This window comes from Sphingomonas aliaeris (genome assembly GCF_016743815.1).
Lineage (GTDB): Bacteria > Pseudomonadota > Alphaproteobacteria > Sphingomonadales > Sphingomonadaceae > Sphingomonas > Sphingomonas aliaeris.
In genome coordinates this window covers 3652831-3664722 of the sequence record NZ_CP061035.1, presented here as the reverse complement: position 1 = coordinate 3664722, position 11892 = coordinate 3652831, and the positions used below count along the sequence as shown (strand labels likewise).

The following is an 11892-nucleotide window of genomic DNA, read 5'->3' as shown; positions in this document are numbered from 1 at the left end:
AACGGATGAATGCTCAATGGCGAGTCGCCTTCGCCGCGGCCTTTCGCTCGCGGGCGCGGCGCGACCAGATGTTCAATCCCTCGACACCGCCGGAAAAGGCCATCGCGGCATAGATATAGCCCTTGGGCACATGCGCGCCGAACCCCTCGGCGATCAGCACCATGCCGATCATCAGCAGGAACCCCAGCGCGAGCATCACCACCGACGGGTTGCGATTGATGAAATTGCCCAGCGGATCGGCGGCGAGCAGCATGACGAGCACGGCGACGATCACCGCGACGTACATCACCTGCACATGCTCGGTCATGCCGACCGCGGTCAGAATCGAATCGATCGAGAAGACGATGTCGAGCAACAGGATCTGGACGATCGCGGCGGTGAAGCTGAGTTCGACCGTCTTCTTGCCCTTGTCGAGCAGGTCGTCCGAATCGTCCTCGTCCACGCTGTGATGGATTTCCTTCGTCGCCTTCCACATCAGGAACAGCCCGCCGGCGATCAGGATCAGGTCGCGCCAGGAAAACGCCGTTTCGAAGCTCGGCTCGCCGTGGCTGCCGGTCGGGCCGACGATGCCGAGGTCGAACACCGGCGCGGTCAGCGCGACGATCCAGGCGATCGCGGTGAGCAGCGCCAGTCGCATGACGAGCGCGAGCCCGATTCCGACCTTGCGCGCCTTGCCGCGCTGCGCCTCGGGCAGCTTGTTCGACAGGATCGAGATGAAGATGAGGTTGTCGATGCCGAGCACCACCTCCATCACGATCAAAGTGGCCAAGGCCGCCCAGGCGGCCGGATCGGACAGGAGTTCGGCGGTAGACATGCGGCAGGCTGTGCCGATCATGCCACCCTGCTGCAAGCTTTGATGCGAACTGTGCCCCATTTTGGACGAATTCGTTCGCAGCATTGGTGTTTTTAGGGTAGACCGACTCGGTGGCACGATTGGTTTGGTGTCCGGAAACCTGCGCTATTCGCTCGGCGTCCAGGTTTCATAGGCAAGTTGGGCGGACCGGGAAGACGAACAGGGCATGAGTTTCGATAAAGGACGCCGCGGGGATCGCGGTGGGCGTGGCCGCGACAAGCGCGACGGTTTCGGCGGCGATGATTTCGGCGGCGGCAGCAGCTTCGGCGGCGGTGATCGTTTCGGCGGTGGCGGCGAGCGGTTCGGCGGTGGTGGCGATCGCTTCGGCGGTGGTGGCGGCGGCGGCGGTGATCGCTTCGGCGGCGGCGGCGGCGGCGGCGGTGGCTTCCGCAGCAGCGGCGGTGGTGGCGGCGGCGGCTTTGGCGGCCCGGGCGGCGGCGCAGGTCGCGGCATGCCCCCGCAGGTCGTCGGCGAAGGCACTGGCGTGGTCAAGTTTTTCAACGGCCAGAAAGGCTTCGGCTTCGTCGTTCGCGACGATGGCGGCGAGGACGTGTTCGTGCACATCAGCGCAGTCGAGCAGGCTGGCCTGACCGGTCTGGCCGAGGGTCAACCGCTCGGCTTCACCCTGGTCGATCGCGGTGGCCGCATCTCGGCGACGGACCTGAAGATCGAGGGCGAGCCGATGGCCGTCACCGATCGCGGTCCTCCGCGTGAACGCGATGCAGCCCCCGGCGGTGCTCCGCGCGGCGGCGCAGGCGGCGGCTTTGGTGCCGCCCCGCAGCGTCAGCTGACGGGTGAGAAGGCGACCGGCACGGTCAAGTTCTTCAACGCGATGAAGGGGTTCGGCTTCATCCAGCGCGACGACGGGCAGCCCGATGCATTCGTGCACATCTCGGCCGTAGAACGTGGCGGCATGACCAGCCTGAACGAAGGCGACCGGCTCGAATTCGAACTGGAAGTCGATCGTCGCGGCAAGCATGCAGCGGTGAACCTGACCTCGATCGCATAAGCGCTTCGATTTCAGTCGAACGGAATAGACCCGGCGGGCCCAGTGCCCGCCGGGTTTTTCTTTGGGTGGCGGGGCCGGTCTCACGCTGGGTGGTTCGACAGGAGTTTCATCGTGCTGCTGCTTATTCTCCCGCGCGCCTCGATGACATGCCATGCAGATAGCCGGACCCGCCGCCGGGCAGCCCCAGACAGGCCGTTTCCGGAAACCGTAGTCCGCATCGTTACGGGGCGGGGTGTTGGAATGGCTTGGCGATTGATTGCGCTTCAGATCGGCCAGTCGGCTACGGGCGGCGGGACGTTCGATCTGGTGGAGTCCGCCGCGTGAACGGCGACGCGTGTCGCTACCGAACACTTCGGTGCCGGCCTGACGACCGACAGTTTCGACGGGATTCCGGCATGCTGCTGTTTACCTTTTCGCCTGTTCCGATGTCATGCCAGACGGCGGAGCCCTGCAGCCCCAACCAAGCCGTTTCCGGAGAGTCCTGATCCGCATCGTTGACGGGGCGGGATGACCGGAATGGCTCGGCGGTTGATCGCGCTTCAGATCGCCAGGCAGGTTTGGGCGGCGAATCGTTCGGTCGGGCGGAAACCAGCACGGGAGAGCCGACGCGCGTCGTAATTCCACAATTTTGGAGACAGTTTGACGCCGGACGGCTTCTGCAGGGATGTCAGCGTGATACCGCTCACCTTTCCGGCGTTCGTGATTCTGATATCGGGCAGGCACTCGATCGTTACCGCCGACCGGCCCCAGAAATGCCGTTTTCGGGGGCCATAGTCCGCATCGCTAACGGGGCGGGGTGACGGAAATGGCATGGTGGTTGATCGCGTTGCAGACCGCCCAGCCGGCCACGAACCGCGAACCGTTCGATCTGGCGGACACTGCCCGACGACGGACGACACGCATTACGCCTTCCCGCTGCGACGATGCCGCGCCGACGGATGAGATCGTGGTGTGCGGGAAAAGGGCGGACCGGTATCGACTTCCCCTGCTGCTGGAGCGGGCGGCATCGGAACGCGGGAAAGGCGAGGCACGCAGCGGGACCGTCGCAATGACCCCCTATGGCAGGTGCGGTATGTTTGCCGGCGAGCGGCAGTGCGGCAAGCGCGAGGCAGCCGATTATGGCTATGGCAATGGTCGCGATCCCGTGACGATCATCACGCGACTGGCAAAAAAGGCGATCGACCCGGACGCGGACTGAACGCGTCGGCCTACGGCATTTTTCTTTACACCACCCTCCGCAATTCTGCGCGGAGCCCCCGCCGCCAGACTGGTACGCCAGTCGCTCAACCCCGGAGTTTTTCATGCGCTACCATTCCACCCAGATCGCCGCCCCGGCCCTTGGTATCGTCGCCGCGCTCGCTCTGGCCCTGCCGTCGATCGCCGCGACCCCGCCGCGCATGCCGATCGCCAGTTTCGAGCAGCTCGCGAAGCCGCTGCCGCTCCCCTATAGCGAGACGGCGAACGCCAATGCGCAGGTCGCCGCGGCAAAGGCGCGGGCGAAGGCGCAGGGCAAGTTGCTGCTGATCGATCTGGGCGGGAACTGGTGCCTCGACTGCCGCCTGCTCGCGGGGACGATGGACACCGCCGCGCTCAAGGGCTTTCTCGACCGGCATTACGTGATCGTCACGGTCGATATCGGCCGGTTCGACAAGAACCTGCAGATTCCGGCGCATTACGGCATCACCAAGCGGCTGGAGGGCGTGCCCAACCTGCTGATCGTCAACCCGCGCACCGACACGCTGATCAACGCCGGCCGCACCGCCGCACTCGCCGACGCGCGCAGCATGAGCCCGCAGGGGCTCGCCGACTGGCTGGCGCAATGGGTGAAATGACATCCGGGGGACGCCGGCGCGTGTCCCCCGGACGCTTTACTTCATGGCTGGTTTCGGTTTCGCGCCGGTCATGAAATAGCCGCCGCATCGGCGTTCCGCGAACAGGGTCGATCCGGTGCCGAACTTCGCCGGCGAATAGGTCGCGGCGACCAGTGGCGCGGCCACGGCCGGCGCGGTTCGGGTCAGCATCGCGCGCACCGCGTCTAGTTGCTGTTGGTCGATCGGCTTGAACGCGGGGCCCTCCGCCAGATCGAAGAAATCGGCGAAGCCGTATCCGCTGATCGACGACTTGCCCGAGCGGATTGCCGTTATCGTCAGTTGCTGGCGATGACGCAGCGCATCGAATTCGCCGAGATAGACGATCTGTCCCGGCTTCACATCGAACTGCGACGATGCGGCGTTGAAGCACAACGCCCATTTGTCCTGCTGCGAATAGCTCTGGAACACCCAGCGCCCCGGCTTGACGCGAACGACCAGATAGCCGTCGATGAACTTCTTGTCCTGCGCCGCGAATTCAGCGCTGCCCCCGAACGGCTTGCCCAACAGCTTTTCGTTGGCAGGGTCGTAGATCGACAAGGTCAGCCGGTAGGCCGATTTCATCGAGGGCGCGGGCTGCCACGTCTCGCTCTTCATAATGACGAGCGCGGTGTCCGGGGTGAGCGCCAGGATATCGTCGGCGGGCCCCTTGGCTGTGGCCGTGACTGCCATCGACGCGGCGCCGATCGCGCCCAAGACCATCAACCCCCAGCCCATGCCAACCCCTCGTCTCTCTATTCCCGGACGGCGAAGACATGCCACGCTATCGGTTGAAACTCCAAGGCGGATCAGACGATCAGGCGGCGCAATCCTGCGACCGTGTCGGCCTCCGCCGCGGGCTTGTCCGTCCTGATCCGCGCGATGCGGGGGAAGCGCATCGCCACGCCGGACTTGTGGCGTTTGGAGTCGTGGATGGAGTCGAAGGCGATTTCCAGCACCAGCGTCTTTTCGACCTCGCGCACCGGGCCGAACCGGGCGAGCGTGTGGCCGCGGACGAACTTGTCGAGCATCTTCAGCTCTTCGTCGGTGATGCCGGAATAGGCCTTGCCGACCGGCAGCAGTTCGCCTTCGTCGGTCCAGCAGCCGAAGGTGTAATCGCTGTAGAAGGACGATCGCCGTCCCGACCCGCGCTGCGCGTACATCATGACGCAATCGGCGGTCAGCGGATCGCGTTTCCATTTGTACCACAGGCCGACGCGCCGCCCGGTGACGTACGGACTGTCGCGCCGCTTGAGCATCACGCCCTCGATCGCGGCATCGCGCGCGCCGGCGCGGATCCCCTCCAGCGCGGTGAAATCCTCCGCCTCGATCACTTGGCTGAGGTCGAACCGGTCGGGATCGAGCCGCGCGACGAACGTCTCCAGCCGCTGCCGCCGCTCGGTCCACGGTAGTTCGCGCAAATCCTCTTCGCCGTCGAACAGGATGTCGTAGACGCGGACGAAGGCGGGATAGTCGCCCAGCATCTTCGCCGAGACGACCTTGCGGCCGAGACGTTGTTGCAAGGCGTTGAAGCTCGCCGCGCCGCCGCCGCCGAAATCGGCATTGCCCAGCGTGCCGCCCTGATGCTCGCCCTTCACCAGCAATTCGCCGTCGATCACGCCGGGGGTGGAAAAGGCGCGTGCGACGTCGGGGAAGCTGCCGGTCACATCGTCGCCGGTGCGGCTGAACAGGCGCGTTTCGCCCGCGACGTGGACGATCTGGACGCGGATGCCGTCCCATTTCCATTCGGCGGCATAGTCGGCGAGATCGACGCGGAGATCCTCCAGCGGGTGCGCGAGCATGAACGGGCGGAAGACGGGGACGTTGACGGATGTGGGCTGCTCGCCCGTTCCCTCGGCCCAGGCGAACAGGCTGGCATAGGGTGGCGCGATGCCGTGCCACACTTCCTCGACCGCCTCGACGTCGAGGCCGAAGGCGTTGGCGAGCGCCGTCTTCGCCAGGCGCGCGCTGATCCCGATGCGCAGCGCGCCGGTCGCCATCTTGAGCAAGGCGAATCGTTCCTCCGCATCTAGCCGGTCGAGCATGTCGGCGAGCGCTGCGGGGGCGTCCGAGCGGGAGAGGGCGTTGAGCGTCTCGACCGCCTGCGTGATCGTGAGCGGTGCGGCCTCGGCCGGGGGCACGACCGGGTTGGGCCATAGGAGCGCGATCGTCTCCGCGCTGTCGCCGACATATTCGCGGCTCATCCGGTACAAGACGGGATCGACGCGCGCCTCGATCAGCCCGCGGATGACCGCCGGCTTGACCGATGGCAGGTCGATATCGCCGGTCAGCGCGGCTATCGCCCAGCCACGGTCCGGATCAGGCGTGACGCGGAGATAATCGCCGATCAGCTTCAGCTTCGCATTACGCGACCGGGTGTAGATCAGGGAATCGAGCAGGTCAGCAAAGGCGCGCATCAGGGCGTAACGCGTGGCGCTGGCGACATGCTCCCGGTAAGGAGGCGGCCGTGCGCACCGTGGCGAAGATATTGGCGAGGTTCGCCGCAATCGGGGTGTTCGTCGCCGTGTACGGCGTGCTCGAAGCGCGGCGCGATCCGATCGTGCGACGGATCGCCCTGCCGCTGGCCGACTTGCCGGCCGGCGCCCGACCGGTCCGCGCGGTGCTGATCAGCGACGTGCATCTCGGCAATATCGCGATGGGGCCGCGCCGGCTGGCGAGGATCGTGGACCAGATCAACGCCGTTCGCCCGGATATCGTGTTGATCGCGGGCGACTTCATCGCCGGGCACGAACCGTCGGACGCGACGCGGTCCGTGGCCGATCTTGCCGCCGGCCTCGTCCGGCTGCGTGCGCCGCTGGGGATGGTCGCGGTGCTGGGCAATCACGATTACGGGACCGATATGCATGCGGTTCGGAAGGCGTTGCGCAGGGCGGACGTCACCGTGTTGATGAACGATGCCGTCAGTCGCGGTCCGCTGTCTATCGGCGGGATCGACGATTCGATTCACGGCCATCAGGATGTCGGCGCGACGATTCGGGCGATGACGCGATTGCGGGGAGCGCGCGTCATGATGGCACACGATCCGGAAATTGCGGGCGTGATGCGGCGCCCCTTCCTTGCGAGGATGCTGCCGGACGACGCCCCGCGCGTGATCTTGTCCGGGCATACGCATTGCGGGCAGGTCGCTATCCCCGGTCTTGGTCCAGTACTGAGCTTGATCGGGCCGCGAACGCCGTTCTTGTGCGGTGCGTCGCGCGAAAGTCCCGACCGCGTCGTCGTCACGGCCGGGCTTGGCGCGAGCATCCTGCCGGTACGCGTCGCGAAGCCGCCGGACCTGTGGGTGATCACCTTCGGTCCGGCGGGCATGCGCGGCGCAATGCAATAGGGCCCGGCCGATAGGATCAGGCGCCCCGGCTGGCTTCGAACAGGAACCAGGCGCGTTCCTCGGCCTGGTCGGTCCAGTCGTCCAGGATGCCGCTGGTGGCATTGTCCTTCGCTTCGTCGACGATGTCCTTCGCCTCGCGCAGCGCCTCGACCAGCTTCAGATTGTCGTCGCGCAGGATGTTGAGCATGTCGGCGGCGGCGACGAACGGCTCGTCATTGTCGGCGATCGTCTGGTGGCGGGCGATATCGCCGATCGAACGGAGCGTGGTGTTGCCGGTCTTGCGGACGCGCTCGGCGATCGCATCGGTCGTGCCGAGGATCTGCGTCGCCTGATCGTCCAGCATAAGGTGATAATCGCGGAAGTGCGGGCCGGAGACATGCCAGTGGAAGTTCTTCGTCTTCAGATACAGCGCGAAGCTGTCCGCGAGGATTCCGTTCAGTGCCTCGGCGACGGATTTGGCGGCGTTGCTCTTGATATCGGTTGGGGTCTTCAGCGGTGCGACGGGATCGGCCATGATCATTTTCCTGTGCGATAAAGCGGGTTCGTTGCGAGAACGATCCGATACCGGAATCGCTCCCTGGCGCGTCGGAAAATGGCCGATGACACTGATCTATCGGCTAGATCAGTCGGATTGCGCCCAGGGCGAAGATGCACCCTGCGATCAGGAACAGGGCGGCGACCGCGTATCGTGCGGCGGTGAGGGGGAGATGGCGGCGGGCGTCTTCACCCGCCAGGATCGCGGGGATGTTGACCGCCAGCGAACCGATCGTCGCGCCGACCGCCGCGAGCACGGGGGAGGGGCTGCGCGCAGTGATCGCCATCGTGATGAACTGGCTGCGATCGCCCAGCGCGAGGATGCCGATTCCGAACAGGCTGGTGGCGAACGCGCCGATCCGCCAGCCGTCCAGCCGTTCGGGTCGCTTGACGGGCACGAGGCAGGCGGCACCTGCGAAGATGAGGGCGACGGCGAGGAACAGGTCGCGGGCATTTGGCGACATGTGCGGCGCGATCAGCATGCCGCACGCCGCGGCGACCGCGTTGCCGATCGCCAGCGCGAGGGCGGTGCCGATGATGACCGCGCCGGGCCGGGCGAAGCGGGTCGCGAGGATCGCGGCCAGCCAGGGCGTACGGTCGGTCGCCTGCGCCAACAGCGCCGCGACGAGCGCGGCCATCAACGCATCCACGATCCTATCCGAACAGCCGCACGGAACAGGCGGCGCGATATGTGTCGCAGGCGGCGTCGTCGTGGCGATCGCTGGTAACGGCATCGCGCAGGATCGCGACCCAGCCGTAGATCAGCGGGCCGCGCTCGCCGCGTGCCAGGGCCATTTCGAGCGCCTGGGCCACCGCGACGGCGGGGCGCATGCCGTTCAGATGGGCGATGGTCCGGATCGCATCGATCTCGCGTGCGAGGTCGTTCGCGGTATCGCGGCGGGGTTTGGAGCGTATGACGGCGTCCAGCTTGCCGATTCGCACCGTCAGTTGCTCGCGCACCGTTTCCGGCTGTGCCTGTCCCATCTTCCCGCCCGCCCCGTCATATCCGCCAAGGCCGCGAGCGTGCACCGGACATAGTGAACAGCCGGTAAACGGCGTGGCAGATGCAAAGCCGGACTTGACTTGCCCGACCCTTTGCCCCAACGGACGCGGCTTGTGAGCGGCAGGCATGTCTGCCGCTTTTGCTTTTTTACAGATTCAGGAATTCGGGTCATGGCAAAGCCGACCACCGTCAAGATCAAGCTGCTGAGCACGGCAGATACGGGCTTCTTCTACGTCACGAAGAAGAGATCCGCGTACGAAGACCGAGAAGCTCAGCTTCTCGAAGTACGATCCCGTCGTGCGCAAGCATGTCGAGTTCAAGGAAACCAAGATCAAGTAATCGGCCGGCGGCATTCCTGTCGCCTGGCGTTTACGGATCGGACCAGAGCCGCGGGCGCAAGCCTTGCGGCTTTTGTCGTTTACTCAAAGCCCGACCGGCAGGTTCAGGGCAGCAACCCGCTGACCTCGTTGACGAAGCGCGCGAGCGAGATCGGCTTCGACACATACGAATCGGCCCCGGCGGCGCGAATCCGGTCCTCGTCGTCGCGTCCGGCATAGGCGGTGACCGCCATGATCGGAATGGTGCGCAATGCGGCATCCGCCTTCAGTTGCAGGATCAGCTCATATCCGCTGACATGCGGCAGCTGAATGTCCATGATGACGAGATCGGGCGAGAACTCGCGTGCGCGATCCACCGCTTCCCGGCCGTCACGAACCCCCTCGGGCAGATATTCGTGCGCCCGCAAGAGATCGCAGAACAGCTTCAAGTTGAGTTCATTGTCCTCGACAACGAGCACCCTTTTGCCACGTCCGCACGATCCTTTCAGCCGATAATGCAAGAGTGTAGGCAATGCGCGCGTCCGAGACAAATGAAGACGCCGCGGCATTGGCATTGCGTGCGCTGGTCTGGACGCTGGCGGAGCCGGAACGCGCGACCCGGCTGCTCGACGTGACCGGCCTGACCCCGTCGGACCTGCGCACGCGCGCGGCCGATCCTGCAGTGCTTTCGGCCACGCTGGGGTTTCTGGAGAATTACGAACCCGATCTGCTCGCCTGTGCGGACGGACTGGACATCGCGCCCGCCGCCCTGGTCGCCGCGCGCAGGGAGTTGGACGCATGAAGCCGTTGTTGATCACCGATTGCGACGAGGTGCTGTTGCACATGGTGCGCCATTTCGGCGTCTGGCTGGGCGAGACGCACGATATCGATTTCGTCCCCAATGGTGGCGATTTCGCGAGCAGCATGACGCGCCGGAACGACGGCCCGGCGCTGACCCGCGAGGATATGTGGGGCATGATCGAGGGATTCTTCCCGGGCGAGATGGATCGTCAGACGCTGGTGCCCCATGCGCGGGAAGCGCTGGCGTCGCTGTCGCAGGTGGCGGACATCGTCGTCCTGACCAATTTGCAGGACGTGTGCCGCCAGCCGCGGATCGAACAGCTCGCCAAGTTCGGCATCGATCACCGCGTCGAATGCAATCAGGGCGGCAAGGGCTCGCCGGTCGCGAAGCTGATCGAGGAATATAATCCGAGCGTCACGGTGTTCGTCGACGATCTGGCGGTGCATCACGATTCGGTCGCGCGTCATGCGCCGCAGGTCCACCGCCTGCACATGATCTCCGAACCGGCGCTCGCGCCGCACGTGCCGAAGGCGCCGGCGGCGCATGCGCGGATCGACGACTGGAACGATGCCGAGGTGTGGATCGGCGAGCGCTTCGCGGAGGGCCGTCCCGCACTGGACATCGCGGCGTGAGGGAGGGGTTCGCCTTTTCGACGCGGTTCAAGGTCCGCTATGCCGAGATCGACGGGCAGAAGATCGTCTTCAATTCGCGCTATCTCGAATATGTCGATGTCGTCGTTACCGAATTCTGGCCCTGGACCGGGATCGAGGCGCTGCCGGAATGGCAGCGTACCGAATATAACGTTCGCCATACCGAGATCGATTATCTGAAGCCTTTCCGCCTCGGCGACGAGATCGAGGGTTTCATGCGCATCGACCGGATCGGCGGATCGAGCCTGACGCAGCGTTTCGAACTGTGCCACGCCGTCACGGGCGAACTACACTGCGTGGTGCAGATGGTGATCGTGAACGTCGACCTGTCCACCGGACGTCCCTTGCCGCACGATCCCGTGGTTCGCGCGTACCTGGAAAAGCTCGCTGAACGCTAGGGCGACAAGCCGCTGAGCGGATCACCGCTCAACTGCTTCGTCACCCCGGACTAGTTCCGGGGTCCACCGTGCAGCATGCGGGCCGGCAAGAGGCTCGAAGGACTGTATTTGCTGTACCGTGGACCCCGGAACTAGTCCGGGTGACGCAGTCTATTAGGGATTCGTAGTCCGACCCAAGCGCCGAGGCCCAGCCTATTCCGCCGCCTCGGCCTGCTCGTCGTCCGTCACGACGTCCTCGGGCAGCGCCCAGAGCAGTTGCGACTTGGTCAGCGTGCGGCCGTCCCAGGCGCGCACCTCGATCGGGGCGATCGGGCGCATGTCTCGCTTGTCGACCAGTACCGGCGAGGCCTTGTGCCCGGTTTCCCAGCGCTCGCCCCACTGCCTGAGCGCGAGCATCGTCGGCAGCAGCGCCTCGCCCTTGTCGGTCAGGCGATATTCGATCTTGCGCCGGTCCTCCGGCATCGCATCGCGCTTCAGGATGCCGTGTTCGACCAGCCGCGACAGGCGATTGGCGAGGATGTTGCGGGCGATGCCGAGTTCGGACTGGAATTCCTCGAAATGATGCAGGCCGTTGAACGACCCGCGCAGGATCAGGAACGACCAGCGTTCGCCCATCGCCTCCAGCGCGGCGGGCAGGCTGCATTCGGCCAGATCGCGCAGCGGTTCGCGTAACGTTTTGCCAGTCATTGAGGTAACCTATCGCATTTACGAAAAGCGTCGCAACGAATTCTCTGATTCCAGTTGCATCACACAACCTATCGGGATAGGTGGCGTTTAGCAACCTATTGTGCTGCGCAATATAACTGGAGATTGAACGTGATCCGATTCGCCTCGTATGCCGCCACGCTGGCCGCCTCCGCCCTGTTCGTCGCTTCTGCTGCAAGTGCTGGCTTTTACGATGCGAAGCCGGTTTCGGCACCGGCCAAGGCGAGCGCGATCACCGGTGGCGTGATGTGGAAGTGCACCGACGGCCTGTGCACCGCGCCCGCGTCCACCACGCGCGCGCCGATCGTGTGCGAGCTGGTCGTGAAGCGCTTCGGCGCGCTGACCAGCTTCGCCGCGGACGGCAAGGCGTTCGACGAGGCGGCACTGGCAAAGTGCAACGCCCGCGCAAAGTAATCGCAAACTTATGT

At 65.2% G+C, this 11892-nt stretch carries 17 protein-coding genes and 1 pseudogene; 9 read left to right on the top strand and 9 right to left on the bottom strand.

Annotation, left to right across the window (positions count from 1 at the left end):
- Nucleotides 1–13: 13 nt before the first annotated feature.
- The gene (locus H5J25_RS17345) at nucleotides 14–814 is read right to left on the bottom strand and encodes a TerC family protein (RefSeq protein ID WP_202093212.1); all 801 of its coding nucleotides are present in this window, start codon (nucleotides 812–814) and stop codon (nucleotides 14–16) included.
- 205 nt (nucleotides 815–1019) lie between these two features.
- Between H5J25_RS17345 and H5J25_RS21465 the strand changes: the two genes are divergently transcribed.
- Nucleotides 1020–1862 carry a cold-shock protein gene (locus tag H5J25_RS21465; RefSeq protein ID WP_202093211.1) on the top strand — a complete coding sequence of 281 codons (843 nt, stop codon included), beginning with the start codon at nucleotides 1020–1022 and terminating at the stop codon, nucleotides 1860–1862.
- 539 nt (nucleotides 1863–2401) lie between these two features.
- Here H5J25_RS21465 and H5J25_RS20920 read toward each other — a convergent pair.
- Complete coding sequence (locus H5J25_RS20920; RefSeq protein WP_225883210.1) at nucleotides 2402–2548, bottom strand: hypothetical protein; 147 nt, start codon at nucleotides 2546–2548, stop codon at nucleotides 2402–2404.
- Nucleotides 2549–2667: 119 nt separating this feature from the next.
- Between H5J25_RS20920 and H5J25_RS17335 the strand changes: the two genes are divergently transcribed.
- Together H5J25_RS17335 and H5J25_RS17330 are read left to right on the top strand one after the other, a co-directional pair.
- Entirely contained in the window at nucleotides 2668–3060 is a 393-nt protein-coding gene (locus tag H5J25_RS17335; RefSeq protein WP_202093210.1) for a hypothetical protein, read from the top strand.
- A gap of 103 nt (nucleotides 3061–3163) precedes the next feature.
- Nucleotides 3164–3694 carry a thioredoxin family protein gene (locus tag H5J25_RS17330; RefSeq protein ID WP_202093209.1) on the top strand — a complete coding sequence of 177 codons (531 nt, stop codon included), beginning with the start codon at nucleotides 3164–3166 and terminating at the stop codon, nucleotides 3692–3694.
- 36 nt (nucleotides 3695–3730) lie between these two features.
- Here H5J25_RS17330 and H5J25_RS17325 read toward each other — a convergent pair whose 3' ends face one another.
- Both H5J25_RS17325 and H5J25_RS17320 read right to left on the bottom strand, forming a co-directional pair.
- Nucleotides 3731–4447: a hypothetical protein gene (locus H5J25_RS17325; RefSeq protein ID WP_202093208.1), complete on the bottom strand. Its 717-nt coding sequence runs from the start codon at nucleotides 4445–4447 to the stop codon at nucleotides 3731–3733.
- A gap of 71 nt (nucleotides 4448–4518) precedes the next feature.
- Nucleotides 4519–6126, bottom strand: a complete 1608-nt coding sequence (locus tag H5J25_RS17320) for a cisplatin damage response ATP-dependent DNA ligase (protein ID WP_202093207.1) — start codon at nucleotides 6124–6126, stop codon at nucleotides 4519–4521.
- 50 nt (nucleotides 6127–6176) lie between these two features.
- Here H5J25_RS17320 and H5J25_RS17315 point away from each other — a divergent pair, with 50 nt between their 5' ends.
- Nucleotides 6177–7055, top strand: coding sequence for a metallophosphoesterase (locus tag H5J25_RS17315; RefSeq protein WP_202093205.1), 879 nt, complete (start codon nucleotides 6177–6179; stop codon nucleotides 7053–7055).
- A 16-nt stretch (nucleotides 7056–7071) separates the two neighbouring features.
- Here the strand turns inward: H5J25_RS17315 and H5J25_RS17310 are convergent, their stop codons facing one another.
- The 3 genes from H5J25_RS17310 to H5J25_RS17300 all read right to left on the bottom strand — a co-directional run bounded on the left by H5J25_RS17310 (nucleotide 7072) and on the right by H5J25_RS17300 (nucleotide 8618).
- On the bottom strand, nucleotides 7072–7569 hold the full coding sequence (locus H5J25_RS17310) for a Dps family protein (RefSeq protein ID WP_202093203.1): 498 nt from the start codon (nucleotides 7567–7569) through the stop codon (nucleotides 7072–7074).
- Nucleotides 7570–7672: 103 nt separating this feature from the next.
- Nucleotides 7673–8239: a TMEM165/GDT1 family protein gene (locus H5J25_RS17305; protein WP_202093202.1), complete on the bottom strand. Its 567-nt coding sequence runs from the start codon at nucleotides 8237–8239 to the stop codon at nucleotides 7673–7675.
- Nucleotides 8240–8243: 4 nt separating this feature from the next.
- The gene (locus tag H5J25_RS17300; protein ID WP_202093201.1) at nucleotides 8244–8618 is read right to left on the bottom strand and encodes a hypothetical protein; all 375 of its coding nucleotides are present in this window, start codon (nucleotides 8616–8618) and stop codon (nucleotides 8244–8246) included.
- 144 nt (nucleotides 8619–8762) lie between these two features.
- Here H5J25_RS17300 and rpmG point away from each other — a divergent pair.
- Nucleotides 8763–8931, top strand: a pseudogene (rpmG, locus tag H5J25_RS17295) (50S ribosomal protein L33).
- 103 nt (nucleotides 8932–9034) lie between these two features.
- Here the strand turns inward: rpmG and H5J25_RS17290 are convergent.
- The gene (locus H5J25_RS17290) at nucleotides 9035–9388 is read right to left on the bottom strand and encodes a response regulator (protein ID WP_318781374.1); all 354 of its coding nucleotides are present in this window, start codon (nucleotides 9386–9388) and stop codon (nucleotides 9035–9037) included.
- Nucleotides 9389–9441: 53 nt separating this feature from the next.
- Between H5J25_RS17290 and H5J25_RS17285 the strand changes: the two genes are divergently transcribed.
- Genes H5J25_RS17285 through H5J25_RS17275 form a run of 3 tightly spaced genes read left to right on the top strand, consistent with a single transcriptional unit; the run spans nucleotide 9442 to nucleotide 10759 of the window.
- The gene (locus H5J25_RS17285) at nucleotides 9442–9711 is read left to right on the top strand and encodes a DUF3572 family protein (RefSeq protein ID WP_202093199.1); all 270 of its coding nucleotides are present in this window, start codon (nucleotides 9442–9444) and stop codon (nucleotides 9709–9711) included.
- Nucleotides 9708–10343, top strand: coding sequence for an HAD family hydrolase (locus tag H5J25_RS17280; RefSeq protein ID WP_202093198.1), 636 nt, complete (start codon nucleotides 9708–9710; stop codon nucleotides 10341–10343). The genes H5J25_RS17285 and H5J25_RS17280 overlap by 4 nt, the downstream gene beginning before the upstream one ends.
- Nucleotides 10340–10759 carry an acyl-CoA thioesterase gene (locus tag H5J25_RS17275; protein ID WP_202093197.1) on the top strand — a complete coding sequence of 140 codons (420 nt, stop codon included), beginning with the start codon at nucleotides 10340–10342 and terminating at the stop codon, nucleotides 10757–10759. The genes H5J25_RS17280 and H5J25_RS17275 overlap by 4 nt, the downstream gene beginning before the upstream one ends.
- 192 nt (nucleotides 10760–10951) lie before the next feature.
- On the opposite strand, the gene H5J25_RS17270 is transcribed toward H5J25_RS17275, so the two are convergent.
- Entirely contained in the window at nucleotides 10952–11446 is a 495-nt protein-coding gene (locus H5J25_RS17270) for a winged helix-turn-helix transcriptional regulator (protein ID WP_202093196.1), read from the bottom strand.
- A 129-nt stretch (nucleotides 11447–11575) separates the two neighbouring features.
- On the opposite strand from H5J25_RS17270, the gene H5J25_RS17265 reads away from it, so the two are divergent.
- Nucleotides 11576–11878, top strand: coding sequence for a CC_3452 family protein (locus tag H5J25_RS17265; protein WP_202093194.1), 303 nt, complete (start codon nucleotides 11576–11578; stop codon nucleotides 11876–11878).
- The last annotated feature ends 14 nt before the right edge of the window (nucleotides 11879–11892 follow it).

Coding starts and splice junctions, on each gene's coding strand:
- H5J25_RS17330 (WP_202093209.1), top strand. CDS start 3,164: ATGCGCTACCATTCCACCCAGATCGCCGCCCCGGCCCTTGGTATCGTC.
- H5J25_RS17270 (WP_202093196.1), bottom strand. CDS start 11,446: ATGACTGGCAAAACGTTACGCGAACCGCTGCGCGATCTGGCCGAATGC.
- H5J25_RS17325 (WP_202093208.1), bottom strand. CDS start 4,447: ATGGGCTGGGGGTTGATGGTCTTGGGCGCGATCGGCGCCGCGTCGATG.
- H5J25_RS17345 (WP_202093212.1), bottom strand. CDS start 814: ATGTCTACCGCCGAACTCCTGTCCGATCCGGCCGCCTGGGCGGCCTTG.
- H5J25_RS21465 (WP_202093211.1), top strand. CDS start 1,020: ATGAGTTTCGATAAAGGACGCCGCGGGGATCGCGGTGGGCGTGGCCGC.
- H5J25_RS17310 (WP_202093203.1), bottom strand. CDS start 7,569: ATGGCCGATCCCGTCGCACCGCTGAAGACCCCAACCGATATCAAGAGC.
- H5J25_RS17280 (WP_202093198.1), top strand. CDS start 9,708: ATGAAGCCGTTGTTGATCACCGATTGCGACGAGGTGCTGTTGCACATG.
- H5J25_RS17320 (WP_202093207.1), bottom strand. CDS start 6,126: ATGCGCGCCTTTGCTGACCTGCTCGATTCCCTGATCTACACCCGGTCG.
- H5J25_RS17335 (WP_202093210.1), top strand. CDS start 2,668: ATGGCATGGTGGTTGATCGCGTTGCAGACCGCCCAGCCGGCCACGAAC.
- H5J25_RS17285 (WP_202093199.1), top strand. CDS start 9,442: ATGCGCGCGTCCGAGACAAATGAAGACGCCGCGGCATTGGCATTGCGT.